Raw genomic sequence first — 24,156 nt, forward strand, 5'->3', positions numbered from 1 at the left:
CGAAAGCTTTTTGTTACGATTATAGATTTCCGTATAGTTCCTCTAAAGGCTTCATAATTAATTGATTTAGCTCACCAATAATCATGCTCATCCGCTGTTCGGCTTGCATGAGTCGGGCGATTTTTTCATTTTGTTGGACAACAGCCACCGTTGATTGTGCCTGCTGGACTTCCTGTTCTGATATCTCTTGACCCATCATTTGTTTTTGCTGTAAATTCATTTGAATTTGACGGAATTGATCAAACATATTCTTTGCTGTTGGGTCTGCATTAACCTCATGATACATTTGCTGTAATTGTTTATATTCATCACTTTGACGAATTGCCTTTTCTAATGCATAGGCTGCATCGTATAAATTAACGGACATTCATTCCACTCCTCTTAAAATAATCCTAATAACTATAACAAACTATGTAGGTAAATGCGAGGATGTTAACTGCCCGTAATTAAGTATCACCAACCTTTGGGCATTAACATACGATACCATATCTACGAATGCCTATTTGCCTATAAATGAGGAGTGACTATGCCCCCTATCTCAATTGTTCCTATAGAATCAGCTAACAGAACTGACATTTTTGCTCATATGTCCTCACAGCTGTATAAACAACTTAAGCTTGAAAAACACGAAATCAAGATTGCTATAGGAAAGAAATTGGTGAAAGTTAATATACAATCTGTCGAGATGACACCTAACGAGATTCATTTCCCTGAAAATCTATTTCACCATTTTTGTTTACCGGTTCAACCATATAAATTTCATGCGATATATAAAAAAGAAATGAATTCACTTTATTTAGGACCAATCATTGGTTTAGTTACGGATTTTAAAAATAAAGGAAATGCTGAACCCCATTTTGGTTCGATCCATAACTTTTGTGAAGAACTTCATCATGGGATAACAGAGAATGGTGGATTTCTATATGTTTTTTCCTACTCAGAATTTTCTGTTCAGGGATATTATTTTGACAATGGGATATGGAGGCCTGCAGGACTTCCACTGCCAGATGTGATTTATAATCGCATCCATTCCCGGAGGTTGGAATTTGGCAAGGAGTATCAATCATTTCGCCAAACTCTTGCGGAGTTATGTATTCCTATTTTTAATGATCGCTTTCTTTCAAAATGGGAGGTTCATGAGCACTTAATCCATGAGAACCATCTGCATTCTTATATTCCGGATACAAATATTTTTACGAAAGACAATCTCACTGCTTTTATAGAAAAGTATAAAACCATTTTTATTAAACCTGTACATGGAAGTCAGGGAAGAAATATTTTTAAACTACAAAAAGAAGACAACCATTTTTCATTAGAATCTTCCATCACATCACCGTTAGAACACAGTAAGCAAACGATCCTTTCCTTTGAGCAGACATATCGGCTTCTTAAACCTTTGGTGAACAATCGAATTTACATTATCCAGCAAGGAATCTCCCTACTTACCTATCAATCTAGAGGAATGGATTATCGAGTATTATGTCATAAAAACCATCAAAATAAATGGGATGTAACCTCAGTTGTGGCACGGATTTCGGCAGAGAATGAGTTTGTTTCAAATATTGCAAGGGGCGGAGAAATTATGTCCCCATTAAACGCTCTAAAAGAGAACATGAGCGTAAGCGATGCAAAACGGGTCATAGCTCAAATGAAAGATTTAGCCATCGAAACAGCTTTGATTATTGAAAGAAAGACATCCGGGATCACCGGGGAACTCGGAATCGACATTGGAATTGACCAAGATGGAAAGCCCTGGATTATTGAAGTGAATTCAAAGCCATCGAAAAACTTTGAAGATGGCCAAATGAAAATAAGACCGTCGGCAAAAGCGATTATTCAGTTTTGTACAAATCTTGCATTATACTCAACCTCAGAAATGGAGGATTCATAGATGACAACCTTTGGCATTATGACTTTACACATAGAAAGTGAAGCTTCGTATCTTCATGAAATAGCTGCACGCAGTCATTCCTGTGGCATGGAGTGTTATCACTTTCTTCCCTCTTCTATTAATCCACTGACCCAACAAATCAAAGGGAGACGTTTTTGTGCCGTTGAACAGAATTGGATTGATGACGAATTTCCAATTCCCTCCCTCATCTATGATCGCTGTTTTTACGGGGATGATGAACATTCAAAGCAATGCATTCCGATTGTTTCTTGGTTAAAAAGCAGGGATGATATTACATTTTTAGGCTTTGGATTGCCTAATAAACTAGAGTTATATGAAACATTATCCAACTCACGATTGGCACCCTACTTACCCCATTCAAAGTCTATTAAAGAATGCTCAGAAGTAATATCTGCTTTAAACAAACAAAAAAAAATTATTATTAAACCAATTAATGGATCACAAGGTTATGGGATCTATTATTTAAAGAAAAACGATAAAACCATTCATGTAAAAACCGAAAAGAATAAGAAAATTATCTCTAGAATTTTCCCAAATGAAACAAAACTGTTTCAATGGCTTCAGCCCCTGATTAACTTTCGGCCATACCTTATCCAGCCCTACCTAGAATTATCGAATACTGCATCAAGGCCATTTGATATTAGAATTTTACTTCAGAAAGATGAGCAGGGTGTCTGGGTAGAGCGTGGAAAGGGAATTCGAATCGGAAATACTGGAGGAATTCTATCAAACTTAAGTGCCGGAGGCTCGGTGACGGACTTTACCACTTGGTCCTCTACGTTATCTCAAACTAACAAAGTATATATTTGTTCGGAGTTGAATTTTATAACAACCAATCTCCCGCTAATTCTAGAAAATGAAATTTCACCATTATTCGAAATTGGCGTTGATATCGGGGTGGCAAGAAATGGAGCCATTTGGATTCTTGATGTGAATTCAAAGCCAGGAAGAAAAGTTGTGTTAAGTACCAAGCCAGATTTAAAAGATACCTTGTTCCTTGCACCCCTTCTTTACGGGAAATACCTTATTCAATCAGCAAGTAAAGAAAGGAAGAGCCACTATGAGAAAACGCTATACCATTGAAATAGCTGATACTAGCCAATTAGTTGTATACTGTCCTCAAGAGCTCTTGAAGGATAAGGTTATTAAAAAAATTGCATTTGGTTCAAAAGCACTCGATGTTGACTGTAGACCTCATCCTACGAAATACAATTCTATTATCATAAGCAATGAGGTAAAAAGACGATTACTTTTTCCCGATTTTTCAATAAAGTTGCATGTATTTGTTGACCATCAAGTTCTCAATCTAGGACCGCTTGTTGGAATATTTACAGCCGGGTTCACTCCATTCCCACTCCGCCCGATAGGTGACAGAACAAACTTTTTCTCTAAATTATTATCGGTAAAAACAAACGTCGGGGCAATCCCATTTGTTTTTGGAGAACAGCATATAAATTGGGATACAGGGACAATTAGTGGGTATTTTTATCACGATCATAATTGGAATATTATGGAAGTACCCTTTCCCCATGTTATCTATGATCGGCTGCCGAATAGAAAAAGTGAAAGAAACCCAAAACTGGCTAAAGTGAAACAAACGTTGCAATCTGACTATCTAATCCCATGGTATAATCCTGGATTTTTCAGCAAGCTCGATATTTATGAGAGATTACAACAAGACCAATCTGTGGCAACTTACCTGCCAGAAACACATCCATTTACCTCCTTTTCAATGATTGAAGACATGCTTTCTAACTATGGTCATGTCTATTTAAAACCAATTAATGGAAGCTTGGGTTTAGGTATACATCAAATCCTATATGATAAAATCCATGACGAATATTACTGCCGCTATCAGGATCGAGAGGGTGTGAATCGTCTACGGAAGTTCTCATCCATAGAGGGATTATTTAAGTCTGTTTTCGCTAACCGAAATCTTGACAAAATGATTGTTCAACAAGGCATCCACTTATTACGGCACGAACAGCGGCCGATTGATTTTCGTATACACACCAACAAAGATGATGAAGGTAATTGGCATGTCACAGCACTGGCTGCGAAAATAGCTGGGCTTGGAAGTGTAACTACCCATGCCCGAAGTGGCGGAGAAATCAAAACACTAGCGGAAATCTTCCAACCGGAAGAATGTAAGCTTTTTACTGAAAGGCTTGTAAATGCTGCGCTCCGATTAAGTAAAGCAATAGCAAACAACATGGAAGGCATCATTGCTGAGATTGGTTTTGATTTAGGGATTGATAAACATGGTGACGTTTGGTTATTTGAGGCAAATTCAAAGCCAGGGAGATCGATATTCAGTCATCCAGAGCTAAAAAATTTCGATCAACTTACCTGTAAGTTATCAATGGCGTTTGCGGTTTTTTTGACGGAACAATCTATCCTGCATCCCGAGGAAGTCATCAAATGGTAGTGACAAATCCGTGGAGCAACGGTAGTACCCCCGTTATCGGTATTTTGACAGCACGAAAAAAAGACGGCTCGATTGCTGGGAATGGCGCACTTTTTATTGAACTGCAAAAAAAGCTTATTTCACTTAATGGAATAAGCTTTATCTTTACGCTCGATGGAGTTCATCAAGATTCCATTGACGGGTATATCTATATCCCAGAAAGAAATGATTGGGAAAGGATCACTTCTCCTTTTCCCGATCTCGTTTATAATCGAATACCCTTTCGAAGGTCTGAAGAAGAACTTAAAAGCAGTATATTTTTTGCTTGCTTGAAGGAAATGAACATTCCCTTTTTTAATCCCGGTTTTATTGATAAATCTGAGCTTTATAACCTCTTTAAAAAACATCCCTTTCTTCACACTTTTTTACCAGCCACCATCCCAGCCAAGAATAAACAAAAGCTTTCTGTCTTTTTATCTCAATACCAATCGATATACTTAAAACCTTCTCAATCAGCAAGAGGGAACGGCATTTTCAAGTTAGAACTAGATACGGCGCATAGGGTACTTTTAAAAGGATTAAACGAAAAAGATGAATTCGTTACATTTGATTTTTTTTGGGAAAAGTGGGAAAGAATGCTTGTCGAGAAAAACTATTTGGCCCAAGAGGAAATAAAGCCGGTCCTTTATGAAGGAAAACGATTTGATTTTCGTATTCTAGCACATGCTGAAAAAAATCATTATAAGGTTACGGGAATCGGAATCAGACAATCCCAAAAGCAGGATATCACCACCCATGTTCCTTCAGGCGGAAGGGTTTTACCATATGAACAATTACAAAACAAGGAATACGATTTTTTTATTGAAACTATTGTCCAACACATTGGTGCATCACTAACAGAAGCGTTTGGCTTTTTCGGTGAATTCTCGATTGATATGGGGATTAGCCAATCTGGACAATTCTATATTTATGAGGTGAACTCAAAGCCGATGAGCTTTGATGAGACAGAAATAGAAGAAAAAAGAATCGAACATTTATGTCAGTTGTTCCAGCAGCTGACCGCCCCAAAAAAAGACTGAAAACTTTCACTGGATTGTATTTATTATTTCCCGTAAGCTAGTAGTAATCACTAGTATATAAGGGAGATGGTACCATTGCTCACACACTTTCAATTTAAGCCATTATTTGAAAATAAGAATATTCCAGGCTGGAATTTTTCCTTTTATTTTAAAAAGCAAAGATTTTCAGGTATCTATCACCAAACCGGAAAAATTGAATGGACAGTGAATACTCCCGAACAGGATGATATTGAAACATTAACCACCCAAATCCATGAGTTAATGCTGTACCACGTTTACGAATAATAACTAGCTTGAATGAAATATTGCCCTTTCCGCAAACTATTAGAAAAGAGGAAAGGGAATGGTCATTGTGGAAGAAGGAAAAAAAGTGCAAACAAAAACAGATTTACAGTATGAAGGCAAAGACCAGGTCTATTTAGATATAGACAGAATTATAAATGAAGGATTATCAGGTGGATCCGTTCACGCGCGTCCTGACACCACCAATATTGAAGAAGCACGAAATCTTACTGAAGAAGAACCCCCATCTAATGTAAATGAATAAAGCAGAAAAAGGCTGACACGTTGACAACTTCACGAGTCAGCCTTTTATAATTTAAGCAGAAATAATGTTATAATTAATTCATTATTTTTTTAAATTTTTAAAATGGAGTAGTTGACCTTGTTAAAAAAACTCATGTCTTTATACAAAGATTCAATATTATATTCTGAACTGCCTAAACATACATCTGACCATTTTTACATATTTTTTGACGAACCTCAAAATAACTGGCTTGCCATACCTAAAGCAAGTCTAACAGAAAAAGAGATCAATCTCCTTCAAGTTCTATATGAACAAGTGAAAATTCCTTTGAAGCCATTATCCACACTATCGCGAATATGGCATGATTATTTACTATTTAATGGGTCCATGCCTTCACTCAGTGCCGAAAGTAATTTTCGTTTCATTCAGTTCCATGTTAAAGGTCTTGGGGTTGACCCAACAGAAATTGAGCCTGCAATCAAAGGCTTTTTTTCTGATGAGGTACAAATTATTTGGGAAGATGATCATAATGGGATCGTCATCGAAGAAAGAAGACAATTGTCCCTCACTGAAAGTGAATTATCTTCGATGGCTGATACGTTAGAAAGTGATTTTTATGTAAAAATATCTTTTTATTTTGGGAGGGTTTACCCGTTCTCAAGTCACTTACGTAATCAATTTCTACAAGAAAAAGAGTATTTTGAATTCGCCAAAGAAAACCTTGAACGTACAAATATTCTTACCTTCGAAAAAATTTTCCCTGCCTTCGTGGCATTTAATCTGCCTGATTTCATGAAAGAAAAGATTAAACAGGAGCTATCCTCTGTATTCTCAGAAGATCCTGAGTTATATACAACCATCAAAGTCTTCCTTGAAAATAATCTGAATGCTAGTTTAACGGCTAAAAAATTATATATCCATCGAAATACACTACAGTATCGGATTGATAAATTTATTGATAAAACAGGAGTACAATTAAAAGACTTTTACGGAGCTTTTACCGTCTTTTTAGCGTGCCTGCTTTTTGAACAAAGGAAATAGAAATTGGGTTAGGACACAATGCACAAATTTCTCTTTAGGAACTTTGTGCATTGTGTCCATATTGTTTGAAAACCTTTTCATGTACACTTAAGTTAATCAAAACTTAGGAGGGTTTACACAATGGCAGAATTAAAATTAGATCATATTTATAAAATCTATGACAATAAAGTAACGGCGGTTACAGACTTTAACCTACATATCCAAGATAAGGAATTTATCGTATTTGTAGGTCCATCTGGCTGCGGTAAATCAACAACATTACGTATGGTCGCTGGTCTTGAAGAAATTTCTAAAGGTGACTTTTACATCGACGGAAAAAGAGTAAACGATGTAGCTCCTAAAGATCGTGATATCGCAATGGTATTCCAAAACTATGCCCTTTATCCGCATATGACAGTTTACGATAATATGGCTTTCGGTTTAAAACTTCGTAAATTTCCAAAGGATGAAATCGAACGTCGTGTAAATGAAGCAGCAAAAATTCTTGGATTAGAAGCTTACTTAAAAAGAAAGCCAAAAGCATTATCAGGTGGTCAGCGTCAGCGTGTTGCATTAGGACGTGCGATTGTCCGTGACGCAAAGGTATTCTTAATGGACGAGCCTCTTTCAAACCTTGATGCAAAGCTCCGTGTAGCGATGCGTGCTGAAATCGCGAAGCTTCACCGTCGTTTAAATACAACAACTATTTATGTAACACATGACCAAACAGAAGCAATGACAATGGCTTCAAGACTTGTAGTTATGAAGGATGGTGTTATCCAACAAGTGGGTACACCAAAAGAAGTCTATGAAAAGCCTGAGAACGTATTCGTCGGCGGATTTATCGGTTCTCCTGCGATGAACTTCTTCAATGGTAAACTTGAAAATGGCAAGTTTATCATTGGAAAAACTTCACTCGCAGTTCCAGAAGGTAAAATGAAAGTTCTTCGTGAACAAGGATATGTTGGTAAAGAAATTATCCTTGGTGTTCGTCCAGAAGACATCCATGATGAGCCTGTATTTATCGAAGCGTCTGCTGGTACAAAAGTTAACCTAAATGTTGATGTAGCTGAATTAACTGGAGCAGAATTAATGGTCTACTCAAGTTTAGATGGTCAGGACTTTGTTGCACGTCTAGATTCAAGAGCTGACATTCACCCAGGAGATACATTAGAACTAGCATTTGATTTAAATAAAGGTCATTTCTTTGACGCTGAAACTGAGTCCCGCATCCGTGTGGCTAACGAATAGATTAGCGGAAGTGCCTCTAGGCGCTGTAGCTAGACAATACAAAAAAAGGTCCCGCCAATTGCGGGACCTTTTTTTGTATTGTTATTCTTTAATAAAGATGACGTCATCGTTATGACAGGATGGACAAGTATAAAGGTGCGGGCATTTTTGACCTGAATGACTATCCGGAAAACCGTCTTCCATTTTCATTAGGTCAATTTCCATGTACGGACTATAATCATCAAAATAATCAATAAGTCTACCGCTATCCACCATTTGTTCCCCGCAATGCGTACATAATAGATACATTTCACGTAAACCATTACATATTGGGCATATTGACATTTCCATTCACCCTTTAGTTTTTAATATGAGATTAGTTTGCGTTACTATTACGGCACTATGTACTGGAATAAATTACCAGATAAATAAATCGAATAAGCTGTCCGATTTTAATCATAATAAATATTACAAAGCAAGCAACAACCTTACATCGATGGGTTACCAAGTGAAAAGGAAATCTCTTTTCACCAACTAAAGGGTTTAAAGCCGGTGCAAGTCCGGCTAACCCAGCCACACCAAAGGTAAGTATGAAGCAGCTCCAATATCTAATAACTTTATAAAATGGGTTAGGCCATGGTGGCAATGGTTAGCTTAACCATAATGGTTCAATTCCATACTGACCCCAAAATTATTAAGAGGAGTGTTATTCAACTATGGCTAGTAACAACAACTCTAATCAACTTTTAGTACCAGGCGTTCAACAAGCACTTGATCAAATGAAGTATGAAATTGCTCAAGAATTTGGTGTAAATCTTGGTGCAGACACAACTTCACGTGCTAACGGTTCTGTCGGAGGAGAAATCACTAAGCGTCTTGTTTCAATGGCAGAGCAACAACTTGGCGGATTCCAACGCTAATTTAAGTAAAACACTGTAAAAAAATTAAATAATATGGCTTAAGCCCCCTCCACTATCGGAGGGGGCTTTCATTTGGTCAAAAGTGTTCCTAAACCATATTTTCAGGCTTAATCCACTGGTCAAATTGTTCCGGGGTTACATAGCCTGTTTTTTCAGCTGCTTCTTTTAACGTGCAATTTTCTTTAAAAGCTAATTTGGCAATTTCAGCTGCTTTTTCATATCCTATATACGGGTTTAGTGCAGTTACTAGCATCAAGGAACGTTCCACATGCTTTTTAATGACGTCCTTGTTGGACTCTATTCCAATAGCGCAATTTTCATTAAAGGAGCGAATGCTATCTGTTAAAAGTGTGATCGATTGAATAACATTATAGATAATCACTGGCTTAAAAACATTTAATTCAAAGTTTCCCTGGCTTGCAGCGAATCCAATCGTCGCGTCATTACCAAAAATTTGGCATGCTACCATCGTTAATGCTTCACTTTGGGTTGGATTTACCTTTCCCGGCATGATTGAACTCCCCGGCTCATTTGCCGGAATCATCAACTCGCCAATCCCACTTCTTGGTCCACTGGCCAGCCACCTTACATCATTGGCGATTTTCATCAAATCCGCTGCTAAAGCTTTTAACGCACCATGTAAAAATACCATTTCATCATGACTTGTTAAAGCATGAAATTTATTTGAAGATGCTTTAAATGGATACCCTGTATATGCCGCGAGTTTTTCCGCTACCTTATCACCAAACTTGGGATGAGCATTTATACCCGTGCCAACGGCAGTTCCACCAATAGCCAAGTCAAGTACATACGTACCTGAGTCTTTCAGCATTCTTTCATTCTTTTCCAGCATTGCCCTCCAACCGCTGATTTCTTGACCAAGCGTGATGGGTGTTGCGTCCTGAAGATGTGTTCTCCCAATTTTCACGAGGTTCATAAAAGCTTTTTCCTTCGTTAAAAGGGTACTTTTCAATTCGTTGAGCGCTGGAAATAAATTTTCCGTCATTTTTATGTACGCAGCAACATGCATAGCAGTTGGAAAGGTATCATTAGAGCTTTGAGACATATTTACATCATCATTAGGATGAATCCTCTCAACACTTCCTTGACTACGTAATAATTCATTCGCTCGATTTGCTATAACCTCATTTACATTCATATTGGTTTGTGTTCCACTACCAGTCTGCCAGACAGCAAGCGGAAAATGCTCATCGAATACTCCTTTAAGTGTTTGATCACAAACCGTCAGAATTGCGGTCATTTTTTCTTTCGACAGTTTACCTAAATCATGGTTAACCTCTGCTGCTGCTTTTTTTATTAATGCTAGTGCATAAACCACTTCTAAGGGCATTTTTTCGCTGCCAATTTGAAAGTTTTCAGAGCTGCGTTGTGTTTGTGCCCCCCAATATTTATCCATTGGGACCTGAATCTCGCCAAGAGTATCTCTTTCCAATCTAAACTTTTCCATTCCTTCCCACCTCTCTAATTCATTTTTGCATCTATATTCCTATCTTTATTCCCTGTTGCTAAAAAAAAATGCAGACATTTTGTCTGCATTTAATGTTTCACGACCATATAACCGATAAAATAAGAAAGAATTAAGAAACTGCCTATTACATTTACGATTGAAAAGTCTGCCATCTAATTCCACCCTTGTATATTTATTAAACAGCTTAAACATATATAAATTATCATAAAAAGGGTGTTTTACCTGTGATAAAAATAACAGTTTACGGGTGTTAAATTGAACATTTTGTGAACGTTAACCTGCAATTCCTGCACTGCCTTTTTGTAGTTCATACATTTGAAAGTATTTTCCTCCTAAAACCATCAATTCTTCATGTGAACCATGTTCGACAATCTTACCACGATCTAACACAAGTATTTGATCAGCATTGCGAATAGTTGATAACCTGTGTGCAATAATAAACGTGGTTCTACCCTTTTTCAAGACATCCATAGCTTCTTGGATAACAGCTTCGGTTTCAGTATCTATGCTTGATGTGGCTTCATCTAAGATTAAAATAGCTGGATTAAAAGCTAGGGCTCTTGCAAAGGAAATTAACTGGCGCTGTCCACTTGATAACGTACTACCTTTTTCAATTACCGGTTCATCATAACCATTCTCCAGGTTCTTAAATACCTTATCTGCTCCAACATCCTTTAAAGCTTTTTCAACCATGTCTCTAGTAATCGATGGATCACTAAGACTCACATTCGAGGCAATTGTACCCGTAAACAAATATGGATCCTGCAAGACAATCCCCATATGATTACGAATCGTTTGACGTGGAATGCTGACAATATCCTTGCCATCAATAAGAATTTTGCCCTTTTGACAATCATAGAAACGGAAAAGTAAATTCATGATCGAGCTTTTTCCAGATCCCGTGTGTCCTACAAGCGCGACGGTCTGCCCTTGTTTCGCCTCAAAGTGAATATCTTTCAAAACATACTCTCCATCTTTGTAGCCAAACGACACTTGGTCGAATGTAACATTACCTTTAAAACGATCGATTCTTTGTGTACTTACATTCTCACCTGGTTCATCCATAAGTTTAAAGACTCTTTCACCTGCCACTAAGGCCGTTTCTAAATTGGCTAATTGATTGACGATCCCCTGTACGGGCTGAAAAAGACGGTTAATGTAATCAACAAATGCATACAGCACTCCTAACGAAATAACAGAAGCAGGGCTTAACGCCTGACCCCCAAAGTACCATATGAATGCAACAAAAACTAGATTCCTTAGAACCCCCACTAAATTATGAGAAGTTAAAGCATTTAAACTTAATAATTTATTTTGGTAGGTAAAATGTTCTGTATTTAGTTTTTCAAATTCCTTTTCTGTTTCTTTTTCTCTTCTAAATGCTTGAATGATGCTCATGCCGCCAATCGATTCATTAATGGTTGCATTGATATCACTAATTCGTGAACGAATAACATGATTGTATTTGGAAGCAAACTTTCGATACACTAACATCCAACCGTAAAGAATAGGTAATAGAATTAGACAAATAGCAGCAAGTTTCACATCCAAGATAAAAAGTGCCGCATATATACCTGTAATATAAATTGCACTGGTAAAAAATTGAGCAAGTACCGTCACATATAATTCGCGGATTGCTTCAGTGTCATTGGTAATCCTGGCAACCACTTTTCCAGCAGGAAGGTTATCAAAGTATTGGATGGGAAGCCGTTGGATCTGGCCAAATACATCCTCTCGCATTTTTTGAATAATTCGATTTGCTGACGTCTGAAGTAAAAAACGCTGACCATATTGAAATATCGCTGAAATTACTAGTAAGCCAAAATAAATGATCAACAGCTTAATAATGCCCGGAATCTCCAGTTCGTAAAACGCCATTAGCTCTTTCGTTGTAAGGACTTGTGCGTTATATTCCGCCCTTTTCGTCCCCTTTTGAACCGTTAAAACACCGTCTTTTAAGGTTCTTTTCCCATCGAATTCAAGATTCCCTTCGACGATGACAAACCTTGCATCTACCTGCAATATTCTAAGTTCCTTCCCCTTTTGTTCATTGTTTGGAAAATTCTTTTCCTTTTTATAAAATTGCCCATTATATTCTGCCGTGTTTTTTTCACTAGAAGTTTCATACCAAACAGATTCAATCCCCAAAATATGTTGGTCAATAATATTTTTTGCGATGAATGGACCAGCTAAATCAGTAACAACGGAAATGGTCAGCATAAATAGTGCTGCAACAATGATTTTTTTATAGTTTAATGCATACTGCGTTAATCGTCGGCCTGTATTCATGCTGTCACCTCCTCTTCTAAATTATTTTCCACTTGTTGACGTAAAAATTGTTCTTTATACCAGCCATCATTAGAAAGTAGTTGTTCGTGAGTTCCTGTTTCGATTATTTTTCCATCTTCGAGAACGAGGATTTGGTCTGCATGCTCGACGGCTGACATTCGGTGAGTTGTGATTATCGTGGTTTTGTCCTCCCTAATCTCACGAATATTATCAATAATTCTCTTTTCTGTTTTGGCATCAACAGCCGACAACGAATCGTCAAGAATCAAAATGTCAGGATTTTTTATTAACGCTCGTGCAATCGATATTCTTTGTTTTTGACCCCCGGACAATGCTACACCTTTTTCACCGACTAGTGTTTCTAGTCCTTCCGGCAGCATCTCTAAATCCTTTCTAAATGCTGCTAGCTCAATCGCCTTATCCAATTCCTCATCCGTTGCCGCTGTGTTTCCAAAAAGAATATTTTCTTTAACACTTTTTGAAAACAGAACATGATCTTGAGGAACATAGCCAATCCATCTGCGAACTTGGTTTAGGGTTTGCTCTTTTAGAGGTACACCTGAGATAGACAATTCACCTGTTCCAAGAGGATATTGCCGCAGCAACTGTTTAATCAGGGTGGTTTTTCCGCTGCCTGTTTTTCCAACAATTCCTAACGTCTGTCCTTGAAGCAACTGAACAGAAATATTCTTTAAATTATCCTCCTTTGAAGAAGGATAGCGAAATGTTACCTCTTTGAAATTGATTCTATCGGGGGTTTCAACTATCACTGGCATTGAAGGATTTTCAACCGGTTCCTGAAAGGACAATGTTTCATTTACCCTATCTAGTGAGGCATTTCCCCTTTGCATAATATTAATTAATTCACCTATTGCAAACATTGGCCAGATTAACATTCCTAAATATACATTAAAGGAAACAAGGTCACCTAAGGTAATTGCTTGATTAAAAACTAAATAAGCTCCATAACCTAGTCCAATCATATAGCTTACACCAACCAGTATTTTTACGGTTGGATCAAATAAGGAATCAATCCTTGCAACTTTAATATTTTTATGAAAGACATCTTCTGTTAATTGATGGAACCTACCTCGATCTGCTTCTTCTTGAACATATGCACGAATAACCCTTACACCTGCAACCGACTCTAGTACGCGATCATTTAACTCCCCAAAAGCATCCTGCGCTTCCATAAAGCGCTTATGAATTCTATTTCCATAAATTTGCATGATATATGCCATAATTGGCAATGGAAGGATCGCTGCAATGGTTAACTTCCAGCTTATTAAAATCCCCATCGTAATAATTAAGGTAAGCATCCAAACACTTGAATCTACCAAGGTCAATATCCCAAATCCTGCGGTGATGGAGATTGCCTTTAAATCATTGGTGGCTCTTGCCATTAGGTCGCCCGTTCGATTTTTTTCATAAAAGGTAGGCGACATCTTTAACAAATGTTTCATGAATCGGGACCTTAACTTCCTCTCAACAAGAAAAGCTCCACCGAATAATTTGTACATCCAAACATATGTGATTCCATATGAAAGAACCATAATCAAGATAAGATAGACTAAATACTTTAAAATTTTTCCGTTATTCATTTCCCCAAGATGAATATCATCTATTGCCATTCCTATTATTTTAGGCGGCACAACATCAAAAATCCCAACCAGAATTAGTAACGATATCGCAATTACATACCGCTTCCAATATTCTTTAAAAAACCATCCCAATTTCTTTAAAACCGAAAACATCTCATTACCCCCTTGTAAAAAAAGAAAAAGACATACCGCAAAAGAGTGCAGTATGCCTCGACACTAAAAAAAGAGACAAAAAAACACACGTTACGTATTAAAAAGAACGCAACCTGTGTTTTAATTATCAATAAATTAAAATAGACTCACTAAAAAAAGGTCGTCTGGGAGCAGGTTACATTCGGATATTCAGTTGCTGATAAAGTTCTGTCTAAAACAATCATCTTGTAACCCTCCTTTTCCTTTTTTTACATCCTTTGTTAGATTATCACCAGTTTATTTATATGTCAATTCTTATTTTTCAGAATCTTCCTTATTGATTAATCAGCCCTTTTTCGAAAACATCTTACGAACAAATAATAAATAAAAAAGTGTTGGCATCGGAGCCTGAATAAGACCAATGATTCCCCATAACCAATAGTTGTGATTTCGTTTCCTAGCGTCTAAAAATAAAAAAATACTTTGCAGTAAAAGGATTGCTGCAACGATAATGATTAATGCAGGTGATAATTCGTTACTCATTAATCTTCACCTTCTTACGTAAACTCGTAATTGTATAAAATACAATAAAAATCGGAGTAATAATTTGAATGAAGAGAAAAACAAAAGGCAATTGATAAAATGAAACGATGATTCCACTTAAAATGAATAATGCAATTATAAGAAATAGGGATAATTCTTTCCTTAGTTTTTTTCTGTTATTTTCCTTCTCGGTTATGACCATATTTTCAAACCATTGTAAGTCCGGTGTATAGACAGGGAATTGATCAACCTTGCTTAAACCATCTTGCAGTTCGTGAATAGCATCCAAGTCATGATTATTTTGTTGTTCGTTGTCGAGTATGACGACTTTCTGTTTCTTCACCTAGTTTCAGCTCCCTTCTTACTGCCAAAATTCCATTATGAACCCTAGATTTCACTGTTCCTGAAGAAATTTTCATCCATGCACCAATTTCATCGTATGAATACCCATAATAATGCTTCAATACAATGGGAACCCGGACGTCTACAGGTAATTTTCCTAATGCCTCTAGTGCATCGTTCCATTCCTCGTTCCTGCTTTCAAAATGCCATTTCAGTTTTCGAAAAACTTCTTCTTGTCCTTTCCATTGGTTTTCTCTCTTTTGTTTTCTACATTGGTCAATATAAGCATTAGTGGCAATCGAGATTAACCAAGTTGAAAATTTACTTTGACCATTATAGAGATGAATCTTTTGAATACACTTTGCCATTGTTTCTTGTGCTAGTTCCTCTGCCATATCAGGATTCATTGTAATTTTTATTAAATACTTTACAAGGAATGGATAATTTTCTTTAAACAACATGGCAAATGCAAGATGATCCCCTTCTTTTGCACTTTTTATTAACGGATCCATCACACTTGTCCTCTCTTTCCCCCATCTACCCTCAATTTTCTGTCTATGTATACGACGTGCAAATACAAATTTCGTTCATTTTAATTTGGTGAATATTTTAATTCTATCACAAAAGGCACGAATTTCTTCGTGCCTTTCTGTTAATGATTCATGTTTGGCCCTATTTTTTTCCAGCGTTTTTCCCACTTTTCTTTTTGTTTTTTCCACCTTTCTTCCCATTTTCTCGGGCCATCATTAAAATACTCTTCAAGTGATTTTCGGCTCTGTTCTGCCTCTTCCTCTTGCTTCTTTTCAATTAAAGTATCAATGTGAGGGACATTGAATTTACTAGAAGGAGTACCTTGTAATGCCTGTTTCATTACTTCACGAAAAAGAATAGCTGCTCCTGCTCCGCTTGTCGTTTTCAAGTAGTGTTTTTCATCGGTTTTATCGTAGCCCACCCACACAGCTCCGACAAGTTGTGGTGAGTAGCCAACAAACCATTGGTCCTTTACCCCAGTGATTCCTTCTATCGGTACTTGCGTCGAACCTGTTTTGCCTGCAATCTCTCTACCCGAAATTTGTGCGCTTTTTCCGGACCCGTACTCAACAACCCCAAGGAGCATGGTGGTAATGTGATCAGTTACGGATTTAGTTGTGACTTTTTCCCTTTTTTCCTTCCATTGTCCAATAATATTACCCTCTGTATCCACAATCTTTTTAATGACATGAGCTTTAATTTTAACTCCATTATTCGGGAAGACAGAATAGGCCTCAGCCATGACAAGCGGCGATACTCCTTGTTCTAATCCACCGAGTGCAAGTGATAGATTACGATCACCCTTTTGCAAAGGTATACCAAAGCGTTTGGTTGAATTTATTCCTTTTTCAATTCCTATCTCATTTAATAACCAGACTGCAGACACATTTTTTGAATCTTTCACTGCTTCATACATTGGCACTTCACCAGCATATTCATGATTATAATTTTTTGGCTCGTATTCTCCAAAGGTCATTGGTTCATCTTTTAACATATCCGTTATTTTCCAGCCCGCTTCGAGGGCAGGTGTAAAGACTGCGATTGGTTTAATAGAAGAACCTGGCTGTGCTTTTAATTGAGTGGCACGGTTATAACCTCTAAAGGTATGCTCCCCTCGTCCGCCAACAAGGGCACGGATTCCACCCGTTTTGGGGTCAAGTAATATCCCTCCGCTTTGAATCAGAGAATCTGACCCCCTCGGAAATAAATCATCTCTTTGATACGTCTCCTCCATCGCTTTTTGCATAGCAGGATCTAGTTCCGTGTATATTTGATAGCCGCCTGTTAATAATTCATCCTGTGATAAATGATAGACATTGATGGCTTCTTCAAAAACTTGATCAACATAGTGCGGATACTTCCCTCGAAATGGATCTCCTCCTTTATTATTTAAGATAACCTTTTCATTTATCGCTTGGTCATATTGTTCTGTTGTAATATAGCCTTGATTCTTCATTTGATTGAGTACCAGATTTCTCCTCTCGGTTGCCTTGTCCAAGTGCTGATAGGGGTTTAGAGAAGAAGGTGCTTTTATTAGACCTGCCAGTAAGGCTGATTCGCTAATAGTGAGATCTTCGACTTCTTTGGCAAAATAATTGCTTGCTGCATGCTTGATCCCCCACGCACCATCACCAAAATAAATCTGATTTAAGTACATCTGAAGGATTTCTGATTTACTGAATTGTCTCTCGATTTCCATCGCTAAAAACACTTCATCTATCTTCCTTTTCAGGGTTTTCTGAGAGGTTAGCAACGTGTTTTTTGTTAATTGCTGGGTAATTGTACTGCCGCCTTCTACCATTCCACGGGCTTTTATGTCGCGAATAAGTGCTCTAATAATACCAATATAATCTACACCATGATGTTCATAGAATCGACGGTCCTCTATTGCAATTACTGCATTTTTCATCGATTCTGGTACCTCATCAATGGAAATACCTTCATTTTTATTCGCAGACACTTTACTTGCAACCTCACCATTCAAATCATAAAATACGGTTGCCTGGGGAAGTTCATTCTTTAGTGAAGAAATATCTGCATCCATAGAATAAGCGTAGACAATCCCTAGAAAGCCTAAAACTAAAAGAGAAAACGCCAGAACCATTACTTGGTTCATATGCCATCGCTTCCAATTATTCACTACCTTTTTCATAATTCCTCCTTAAGAAATAAGAAATGAAGGACATCATTTTCTTTTTCCCAAAAAGGGGAAATATTAACCAATTTTGTGGTAAAAAAAAAAAGCACTCGAAATTGCATTCGATTGCTTTTCTATTCATTCTTGGTTAATTCTTTAAAGCGGATTTTGGATTGTTTTTCGTCAAAGCTGCTGTATACCCGATAATGTTTTTCATCCAATATACGGAAATGCTTACTTAGAATATTCTGCTGGAGAACAAATCCGTTCCTTCTAGTGACTACACGCCACCAAATTTTCCCTCCAAAGGTTTTCATTCTACGATAATCTATTCCTTCGCGTGCCACAGTTTCCAAGACTTCTAACGGTTCATTTCCAAATAAAAATTGGACGGTTTCTGTTTCTCTAAATAAAGCACAAATGGTGACTACCGTAGACCAGCCTGCCAGCACTCTACCTTTTTCAATTTGAACCAAGGTTTTTTTTGATACACCAATGATCTCTGCCATTTTATCCTGAGTATATCCTGCTTCAGTACGAATCAACCGCAGTTTATCTGAAACTAGCATAATAATTTCATCTCTATTCAATTAAAACCCTTCCTTCAAAACACCTATTAGTGTAATTTTACACAAGTTCTCTCATATTGAAAAGAAAAAACTGCTATCCATAAATGAATAGCAGTTTTACAGTTTTATTTTGGCGGAACTCCACATTGACCTTGACTAGAGCAAGACTTTTGAAGGTCACATGCAGCACATTTCCCTTTTTTTGATTTATTTATAAACTTCACCAATGCCCAAGTGGCGTAACCAAATATCGCAGTGCCAATAAAGATATTAGCTATCATACGGTACACATCCTCATCTTAGACTAATCCAAACAGTTTTCCGCCCTGAAAAATGACCAAGCATAAAACATAAGCAATAAACAATGCATACATCATTGAAAAAGCAGTCCATTTCTTTGAGCCAGTTTCTTTATAAATAGTAGCCGTAGTAGCTAAACAAGGAATATATAAAAGGATAAAAACCATAAAGCTATAGGCCGCAAGCGGTGTGTAATAATTGCTCAATAAACCTTGTAAGCCCGCATCATTTGGAACAAAGTAAATAATATTCATGGTAGAAATAATTGCTTCTTTTGCTAAAAATCCTGTTATTAACGAAGCTGCCGCTTGCCAAGTACCGAACCCAATTGGTTCTAGAACCGGCGCAAATAAATTACCTATTGCAGCTAAAAAGCTATCATCCATAGCCACTTTTAATCCATTAGGACCTGCATATGATAATAGCCATATGAAAACCGAACCTGTGAAAATAAACGTCCCTGCTTTACGAATAAAACCCTTTCCCTTATCCCATGTACTTCTCCAAAGCGATTGAAATTGTGGAAGGCGATAAGGCGGCAGTTCAATCACGAAAAGTGATGTTTCGGATTTTAATAGTGTTTTAGTAAATATTTTTGCTAAAACAAGAGCGACAACGATACCTAGAACATAAAGACTTAATACCACTAGTGCTTTATGACCTACAAAAAATGCCCCTACAAATAACGCGTACACTGGTAATCTTGCCGAGCATGACATTAGCGGAGTTAATAAAATAGTCATTAGTCGCTCGCGGGGTGTTTCAATGGTTCTAGCAGCCATGATACCAGGTACATTACAACCAAATCCTATCATCATCGGAATAAACGCCTTGCCATTCAGCCCAACAGACTCCATAATTCTGTCCATTACCAGAGCTACCCTCGCCATATAGCCTGAATCCTCCAATAAGGATATAAAAAAGAAAAGAATGAATATCTGTGGCACAAACACAAGGACTCCACCGACCCCGGCAATTAGTCCTTCAATAATTAATGCATGTATGAAGTCTGAGGCGTGTACAGCTCCAAGGAACTTTTCTACCCCCGTTGTAACTGTTCCGGTTAAAATTCCATCTAGAACATCTGATAGTGGAGTTCCCAGCCAATCAAAGGTCAACATAAACATCAAATACATACAAATTAAGAAAATCGGCATTCCTAAATAGCGATTCGTGACGATGGCATCAATCTTCTCTGACAATGGTACAACCGTATTTACCTTCCGAACAGAGGTTTCAAGAATCTTTTCGATAACCTCTTTCCTCTTCAAGTAAATATAGTTTGTCAGCGATTTTACATGAATATTTTCTTGAATTAACAAGGACTCCAAGTGTGAAATGTAAGATTCAAGTCTAGCGGGTTCTACTATGTCAGATAGGAACCTTTTTACGTATTCATTCCCTTCAAATAATTGAAGAGCAAGCCATCTAGGTGAATGATCTGTCTTGCCGATAAGCTCAATACTTAATCTAGTAATAGCCTCTTCAACTGCTTTGCCATAATATACATGTTTTTTTACCTTTGAATGACTTGAACTGGTTGAAATAACCTCTATTAATCGATCACATCCTTTGCCGCTTCTCGCAACAACAGGAACCACACTCACGCCTAAAATCTGTGATAATTTTTCCGTATCAATTTGTATGCCTCGATTGGCCGCGACATCCACCATATTCAAACCGATTAGTGCCGGTTTTTCATATTCGAGCAATTGTAATGTTAAATGCAAATTACGCTCTAATTGCGATGCATCCAAAATATTAAGCAGCCTGTCTACAGGTTCCTCTAAGAAAAAGGTCGTAACTACCCCTTCGTCTCTTGATAATGGATTAAGTGAATAAACCCCTGGCAAATCAATTAATCTTCCTATATTTTTTTTGAAAACTCCGACTTTCTTTTCAACTGTAACGCCGCTCCAGTTGCCAACATACTCATAGGAACCAGTAAGATTATTAAACAATGAAGTCTTTCCGGTATTCGGGTTTCCAATAAGTGCGATTTCCATTAAACCCTCTCCACTTCTATTAAGCAAGCTTCTTTACGACGAAGACCTACGCATTGTCCACATGATTCAAACATGACTGGTCCCCCAAAAGGCATGATGCATTTAACGCAAACCTCAGAACCTTCTGTTATCCCTAGGTCCAACAATCGTCTTTGGACCATTCTGCCAACTTTTGATATATCTATGATTTTTCCTTTATCTCCTACTTTAAACGAACCGAACATCACCATCACCCTTACATAGGTTAATTGAGAATGATTATCTTTATTTATATCATTATTTTACCATTGAAAAATGGCTGATTTTGTGACAAAAGTTCGAAAAAAAAATAGAAAAGTCACAGACTTTTCTATTTTTTAACTTATATCATTTTTTTCGGTGCGGCTGTGATCACAAGGATAACAATAATCGCACATACGATAAAGCTCGGGAGCATATAGGTTCCATTGTATAACAGAGAATATACAGCTGCCGGCTGACCCTCAGGTGCGTATTCGCCAAAAAACACAATTCCTGATATCACATGTGCAAGATATCTTAGTGCACTCCCTAAAAATGTGCCGAATAACACAAATGTAACCCATTTCCTTCTATTATTATGGGAAAGAGAATCTTTCAGTTGTGAAGCAAAAATACCTGCTAGACCAACGACTGAAAAGGCAATAGCATAATCAATAATTCCTTGTAGAAGCGTATAGATTTGCGAAAAACCAAGGATGAACTGAAGTAATCCTAGTAAAAATCCAGATAAGATACCGCCTTTTATTCCCCATCGAAATGACATAATAAAAATGGGAACCATCGCAATAGAAATTGACCCTCCTTGTGGCCATATTTTTAATGACAACAATCCCGAAACCAAATCCAATAAATAAGCAAGTGCCGAAAATACTGCTACCTCAACTAAGAATAATGTGTTATTACGCTTTTTCTCCATACATGTTCCCCCTAATTTTGTTTGTATTTTGGAGACCGTTCGATAGTTTAACTGTTTAATATGGCGCCCTATATACAAAAAAGCAATGCAGGACATATAAGGATTGTCTGCATTGCTTAAAATTTAATATTCGGCAAACCACATCCCTACGCTAGTGTTAACTAACAGGTTCATAGGGTCAGAACTCGAACGTTCACTCTCAGCCACCAAAAGCAGCTCCCCTTGTGGAAATATTTAATTATGTTCATAGACGAATATACTATTTTTATAGGACTTTTACAAGGATAAACTTCGATTCATGTTATAATTAAATAAACTATCAAAATAACGGATATAAATTGAGAAAATTTACCTATTTTTAATTAAAGGAATTTCCAGCTCTTTTCACGAATTTAATTTAATCAGTTCGGCTTGCTTAGGAGGAAACTGTGATGTTATCTGAGTTACATATGGATTTAATAGATTTTTTTAATAAGAACAAAGAGGAATTGCTTCGTGAATGGGAAAATTCCATTGTTATTTCTAAAGGAGATCCCTATAAAGAAAAAATAGGTCTAAATGGGATTGCCATTTTTAATATAGTATTAACTATGCATACGATGACTGAAGAGGAACTCCTAGAAACGATTCAAAAGTATGCGTTAGAAATTTCCGAAGAAAGAGCCTTAGCGAATATCAACATTGGAGACTTTGTCTATAATGTTAATCTTGGCAGGAGTGTTTTATATAGTTATTTAAGTAAGTCAGGTCTGGTATGGGCCGACCTTCAAGAATCCATAAATAAGATAAATTTCTGCTTTGATAAATTTCTTTATTACGCTGTTACTCATTATACAGAAGCTAAAAACAAAATCATTGAAGAAAAAACGATGTTTATTGATTCTACTCATCAAGACCGTTTAACCCTTCTAGGGCAAATGACATCAAGTTTTATTCATGAATTTAGAAACCCAATGACGTCGATACAAGGTTTTATTCAGCTTCTAAAGGCAGACCACCCAGAAATGAAATATCTAGATATTATCTCCAGTGAGTTGGACCAACTTAATTTCCGTATCTCACAATTTCTACTTTTGTCAAAAAAAGAATTAATTGGAAAGGAAAAGGAACAATTTAATCAGAATAAATTAATTGATGAAGTATTAAATTTCCTATACCCAAGTATTTTAGACGGTAAGGTCAAAATTAAAAAGGATATCGTCGATGAAATCACCCTTTTTGGATATGCAGATGAAATGAGACAAGTCTTCATTAATATTATTTTCAATGCCATTGACGTGTTAAACCATCACAGAGTACCGAACCCAACGATTGAAATTAAATGCACTATAGATAATAATTCACATGTTGTTTTATCTATATCTAATAATGGTCCAATGATTCCTGCTGAATTAAGTAAGACCATTTTTGAGCCTTTTTTCACAACAAAAAAGCTGGGTACTGGTCTTGGCTTATTTGTATGTAAGGAAATCATTGAAAAGCATAAAGGTGAATTAACCTGCCTTTCAACTCCAGACCTAACCGTATTTACGATTAAATTACCCCTTGCTGCGTCTCCTATATAGGAGGCCTTATTTTTATTTTTTTATTTTTGAAAATTTATAATTTTCCGATTCATACAGACAGGACTTTTTTCATAAAATGTTTATACCAACCATTATACAAACCAGAACGTTTGACTGTACAGTTGTAATTTACTATAATTATTTTTAAATTTAGATTACTCGAGGTGATTTGATGGGGCTGTCTATCGTATCGGTGAATTAGCAGAAATTGCAATGGTCTCTAAACGCACAATTGATTATTACACATCAATTGGTTTACTAAGTGCAGAACGATCCCAATCTAATTATCGAATTTATACTGAAGAATCCTTAAAAGACTTAAAATTTATTGAGGAATGTAAAAGTTTGCACTACCCTCTTGACGAGATTAAAAGAAAACTAGATATGAAGAAGGACAAAACAATTCGTGATTCAGAAGTGGAAAAACATGTAAATGCAGTTACACAGCAAATGCAGCAGCTGCAGAATGATTTATATGACCTAACTTCATTTATTGAAAAATTAGATGACATGCAGAAAGAAAAATTTGCAACAAATCTAATGATGCTAAAATCAGTCTTAAAGGAATCCCTTTTGAGAATAACGAGTTGATTTTTTTAAATTACTAGGAGGTGACTCCTT

General features: G+C 36.8%; 25 protein-coding genes and 1 riboswitch. Of the genes, 11 read left to right on the forward strand and 14 right to left on the reverse strand.

What is annotated here, in order from left to right; genetic code table 11:
- Positions 1 to 19 precede the first annotated feature (19 nt).
- On the reverse strand, positions 20 to 367 hold the full coding sequence (locus F4694_RS11310; protein ID WP_179597878.1) for a YlbF/YmcA family competence regulator: 348 nt from the start codon (positions 365 to 367) through the stop codon (positions 20 to 22).
- Positions 368 to 658: 291 nt separating this feature from the next.
- Here F4694_RS11310 and F4694_RS11315 point away from each other — a divergent pair, with 291 nt between their 5' ends.
- The 8 genes from F4694_RS11315 (at position 659) to F4694_RS11350 (ending at position 8,195) form a co-directional block, all read left to right on the forward strand.
- Positions 659 to 1,891 (forward strand): YheC/YheD family endospore coat-associated protein, encoded by a 1,233-nt coding sequence (locus F4694_RS11315; protein WP_179597880.1) that lies wholly within the window; start codon positions 659 to 661, stop codon positions 1,889 to 1,891.
- On the forward strand, positions 1,892 to 2,995 hold the full coding sequence (locus tag F4694_RS11320; RefSeq protein WP_179597882.1) for a YheC/YheD family endospore coat-associated protein: 1,104 nt from the start codon (positions 1,892 to 1,894) through the stop codon (positions 2,993 to 2,995).
- Positions 2,973 to 4,340 (forward strand): YheC/YheD family endospore coat-associated protein, encoded by a 1,368-nt coding sequence (locus F4694_RS11325; protein ID WP_179597884.1) that lies wholly within the window; start codon positions 2,973 to 2,975, stop codon positions 4,338 to 4,340. The genes F4694_RS11320 and F4694_RS11325 overlap by 23 nt, the downstream gene beginning before the upstream one ends.
- On the forward strand, positions 4,334 to 5,398 hold the full coding sequence (locus F4694_RS11330) for a YheC/YheD family endospore coat-associated protein (RefSeq protein ID WP_179597886.1): 1,065 nt from the start codon (positions 4,334 to 4,336) through the stop codon (positions 5,396 to 5,398). Before F4694_RS11325 ends, F4694_RS11330 begins: the two co-directional genes overlap by 7 nt.
- A 75-nt stretch (positions 5,399 to 5,473) precedes the next feature.
- Entirely contained in the window at positions 5,474 to 5,683 is a 210-nt protein-coding gene (locus F4694_RS11335) for a YheE family protein (RefSeq protein WP_179597888.1), read from the forward strand.
- A gap of 58 nt (positions 5,684 to 5,741) precedes the next feature.
- Positions 5,742 to 5,945, forward strand: a complete 204-nt coding sequence (locus tag F4694_RS11340; protein WP_179597890.1) for a hypothetical protein — start codon at positions 5,742 to 5,744, stop codon at positions 5,943 to 5,945.
- A gap of 117 nt (positions 5,946 to 6,062) precedes the next feature.
- Positions 6,063 to 6,965: a PucR family transcriptional regulator gene (locus F4694_RS11345; protein WP_179597892.1), complete on the forward strand. Its 903-nt coding sequence runs from the start codon at positions 6,063 to 6,065 to the stop codon at positions 6,963 to 6,965.
- Positions 6,966 to 7,085: 120 nt separating this feature from the next.
- Entirely contained in the window at positions 7,086 to 8,195 is a 1,110-nt protein-coding gene (locus F4694_RS11350) for an ABC transporter ATP-binding protein (RefSeq protein WP_179597894.1), read from the forward strand.
- A gap of 81 nt (positions 8,196 to 8,276) precedes the next feature.
- Here F4694_RS11350 and F4694_RS11355 read toward each other — a convergent pair whose 3' ends face one another.
- Positions 8,277 to 8,519, reverse strand: a complete 243-nt coding sequence (locus F4694_RS11355) for a hypothetical protein (RefSeq protein WP_179597896.1) — start codon at positions 8,517 to 8,519, stop codon at positions 8,277 to 8,279.
- Between the two features lie 371 nt (positions 8,520 to 8,890).
- Between F4694_RS11355 and F4694_RS11360 the strand changes: the two genes are divergently transcribed.
- Positions 8,891 to 9,094: an alpha/beta-type small acid-soluble spore protein gene (locus F4694_RS11360; protein WP_179597898.1), complete on the forward strand. Its 204-nt coding sequence runs from the start codon at positions 8,891 to 8,893 to the stop codon at positions 9,092 to 9,094.
- Positions 9,095 to 9,182: 88 nt separating this feature from the next.
- Here F4694_RS11360 and fumC read toward each other — a convergent pair whose 3' ends face one another.
- The 12 genes from fumC to thiT form a co-directional block, all read right to left on the reverse strand.
- The gene (fumC, locus tag F4694_RS11365; protein ID WP_179597900.1) at positions 9,183 to 10,562 is read right to left on the reverse strand and encodes a class II fumarate hydratase; all 1,380 of its coding nucleotides are present in this window, start codon (positions 10,560 to 10,562) and stop codon (positions 9,183 to 9,185) included.
- Between the two features lie 294 nt (positions 10,563 to 10,856).
- A complete protein-coding gene (locus tag F4694_RS11370) occupies positions 10,857 to 12,872 on the reverse strand; it encodes an ABC transporter ATP-binding protein (protein ID WP_179597902.1) in 2,016 nt (671 codons plus the stop codon).
- Positions 12,869 to 14,626, reverse strand: a complete 1,758-nt coding sequence (locus F4694_RS11375; RefSeq protein WP_179597904.1) for an ABC transporter ATP-binding protein — start codon at positions 14,624 to 14,626, stop codon at positions 12,869 to 12,871. The genes F4694_RS11370 and F4694_RS11375 overlap by 4 nt, the downstream gene beginning before the upstream one ends.
- 324 nt (positions 14,627 to 14,950) lie before the next feature.
- On the reverse strand, positions 14,951 to 15,148 hold the full coding sequence (locus F4694_RS11380) for a sigma-Y antisigma factor component (RefSeq protein ID WP_179597906.1): 198 nt from the start codon (positions 15,146 to 15,148) through the stop codon (positions 14,951 to 14,953).
- Positions 15,141 to 15,491: a YxlC family protein gene (locus F4694_RS11385; protein WP_179597908.1), complete on the reverse strand. Its 351-nt coding sequence runs from the start codon at positions 15,489 to 15,491 to the stop codon at positions 15,141 to 15,143. The genes F4694_RS11380 and F4694_RS11385 overlap by 8 nt, the downstream gene beginning before the upstream one ends.
- Positions 15,445 to 16,002: an RNA polymerase sigma factor SigY gene (sigY, locus tag F4694_RS11390; protein WP_179597910.1), complete on the reverse strand. Its 558-nt coding sequence runs from the start codon at positions 16,000 to 16,002 to the stop codon at positions 15,445 to 15,447. The genes F4694_RS11385 and sigY overlap by 47 nt, the downstream gene beginning before the upstream one ends.
- Before the next feature lie 140 nt (positions 16,003 to 16,142).
- Complete coding sequence (locus tag F4694_RS11395; RefSeq protein ID WP_218895608.1) at positions 16,143 to 18,173, reverse strand: transglycosylase domain-containing protein; 2,031 nt, start codon at positions 18,171 to 18,173, stop codon at positions 16,143 to 16,145.
- Positions 18,174 to 18,292: 119 nt separating this feature from the next.
- Complete coding sequence (locus tag F4694_RS11400) at positions 18,293 to 18,748, reverse strand: helix-turn-helix transcriptional regulator (RefSeq protein WP_179597912.1); 456 nt, start codon at positions 18,746 to 18,748, stop codon at positions 18,293 to 18,295.
- 104 nt (positions 18,749 to 18,852) lie between these two features.
- Complete coding sequence (locus tag F4694_RS11405) at positions 18,853 to 19,008, reverse strand: FeoB-associated Cys-rich membrane protein (RefSeq protein WP_179597914.1); 156 nt, start codon at positions 19,006 to 19,008, stop codon at positions 18,853 to 18,855.
- An 18-nt stretch (positions 19,009 to 19,026) separates the two neighbouring features.
- Positions 19,027 to 21,033, reverse strand: a complete 2,007-nt coding sequence (gene feoB / locus F4694_RS11410; RefSeq protein ID WP_179597916.1) for a ferrous iron transport protein B — start codon at positions 21,031 to 21,033, stop codon at positions 19,027 to 19,029.
- Positions 21,033 to 21,263, reverse strand: a complete 231-nt coding sequence (locus F4694_RS11415; RefSeq protein ID WP_374757423.1) for a FeoA family protein — start codon at positions 21,261 to 21,263, stop codon at positions 21,033 to 21,035. The genes feoB and F4694_RS11415 overlap by 1 nt, the downstream gene beginning before the upstream one ends.
- Before the next feature lie 131 nt (positions 21,264 to 21,394).
- Positions 21,395 to 21,970, reverse strand: a complete 576-nt coding sequence (thiT, locus tag F4694_RS11420) for an energy-coupled thiamine transporter ThiT (RefSeq protein WP_179597920.1) — start codon at positions 21,968 to 21,970, stop codon at positions 21,395 to 21,397.
- A 126-nt stretch (positions 21,971 to 22,096) separates the two neighbouring features.
- Positions 22,097 to 22,203: riboswitch (TPP riboswitch) on the reverse strand.
- A gap of 198 nt (positions 22,204 to 22,401) precedes the next feature.
- On the opposite strand from thiT, the gene F4694_RS11425 reads away from it, so the two are divergent.
- Positions 22,402 to 23,535 carry a histidine kinase N-terminal domain-containing protein gene (locus F4694_RS11425; RefSeq protein WP_179597922.1) on the forward strand — a complete coding sequence of 378 codons (1,134 nt, stop codon included), beginning with the start codon at positions 22,402 to 22,404 and terminating at the stop codon, positions 23,533 to 23,535.
- Between the two features lie 213 nt (positions 23,536 to 23,748).
- Positions 23,749 to 24,126: a MerR family transcriptional regulator gene (locus F4694_RS11430; RefSeq protein WP_218895609.1), complete on the forward strand. Its 378-nt coding sequence runs from the start codon at positions 23,749 to 23,751 to the stop codon at positions 24,124 to 24,126.
- Positions 24,127 to 24,156: the final 30 nt, after the last annotated feature.

This window comes from Neobacillus driksii, from assembly GCF_013409995.1.
In the GTDB taxonomy this organism is placed as follows: Bacteria; Bacillota; Bacilli; order Bacillales; family Cytobacillaceae; genus Neobacillus; species Neobacillus driksii.

What these genes read in the sequence shown, in the direction of transcription:
- F4694_RS11310 (WP_179597878.1), bottom strand. Translation starts at nt 367, where the DNA reads ATGTCCGTTAATTTATACGATGCAGCCTATGCATTAGAAAAGGCAATT.
- F4694_RS11320 (WP_179597882.1), top strand. Translation starts at nt 1,892, where the DNA reads ATGACAACCTTTGGCATTATGACTTTACACATAGAAAGTGAAGCTTCG.
- F4694_RS11325 (WP_179597884.1), top strand. Translation starts at nt 2,973, where the DNA reads ATGAGAAAACGCTATACCATTGAAATAGCTGATACTAGCCAATTAGTT.
- F4694_RS11330 (WP_179597886.1), top strand. Translation starts at nt 4,334, where the DNA reads ATGGTAGTGACAAATCCGTGGAGCAACGGTAGTACCCCCGTTATCGGT.
- F4694_RS11340 (WP_179597890.1), top strand. Translation starts at nt 5,742, where the DNA reads ATGGTCATTGTGGAAGAAGGAAAAAAAGTGCAAACAAAAACAGATTTA.
- F4694_RS11350 (WP_179597894.1), top strand. Translation starts at nt 7,086, where the DNA reads ATGGCAGAATTAAAATTAGATCATATTTATAAAATCTATGACAATAAA.
- F4694_RS11355 (WP_179597896.1), bottom strand. Translation starts at nt 8,519, where the DNA reads ATGTCAATATGCCCAATATGTAATGGTTTACGTGAAATGTATCTATTA.
- F4694_RS11360 (WP_179597898.1), top strand. Translation starts at nt 8,891, where the DNA reads ATGGCTAGTAACAACAACTCTAATCAACTTTTAGTACCAGGCGTTCAA.
- fumC (WP_179597900.1), bottom strand. Translation starts at nt 10,562, where the DNA reads ATGGAAAAGTTTAGATTGGAAAGAGATACTCTTGGCGAGATTCAGGTC.
- F4694_RS11370 (WP_179597902.1), bottom strand. Translation starts at nt 12,872, where the DNA reads ATGAATACAGGCCGACGATTAACGCAGTATGCATTAAACTATAAAAAA.
- F4694_RS11375 (WP_179597904.1), bottom strand. Translation starts at nt 14,626, where the DNA reads ATGTTTTCGGTTTTAAAGAAATTGGGATGGTTTTTTAAAGAATATTGG.
- F4694_RS11380 (WP_179597906.1), bottom strand. Translation starts at nt 15,148, where the DNA reads ATGAGTAACGAATTATCACCTGCATTAATCATTATCGTTGCAGCAATC.
- sigY (WP_179597910.1), bottom strand. Translation starts at nt 16,002, where the DNA reads ATGGATCCGTTAATAAAAAGTGCAAAAGAAGGGGATCATCTTGCATTT.
- F4694_RS11395 (WP_218895608.1), bottom strand. Translation starts at nt 18,173, where the DNA reads ATGAAAAAGGTAGTGAATAATTGGAAGCGATGGCATATGAACCAAGTA.
- F4694_RS11405 (WP_179597914.1), bottom strand. Translation starts at nt 19,008, where the DNA reads ATGATAGCTAATATCTTTATTGGCACTGCGATATTTGGTTACGCCACT.
- feoB (WP_179597916.1), bottom strand. Translation starts at nt 21,033, where the DNA reads ATGGAAATCGCACTTATTGGAAACCCGAATACCGGAAAGACTTCATTG.
- F4694_RS11415 (WP_374757423.1), bottom strand. Translation starts at nt 21,263, where the DNA reads ATGGTGATGTTCGGTTCGTTTAAAGTAGGAGATAAAGGAAAAATCATA.
- thiT (WP_179597920.1), bottom strand. Translation starts at nt 21,970, where the DNA reads ATGGAGAAAAAGCGTAATAACACATTATTCTTAGTTGAGGTAGCAGTA.
- F4694_RS11425 (WP_179597922.1), top strand. Translation starts at nt 22,402, where the DNA reads ATGTTATCTGAGTTACATATGGATTTAATAGATTTTTTTAATAAGAAC.
- F4694_RS11430 (WP_218895609.1), top strand. Translation starts at nt 23,749, where the DNA reads ATGGTCTCTAAACGCACAATTGATTATTACACATCAATTGGTTTACTA.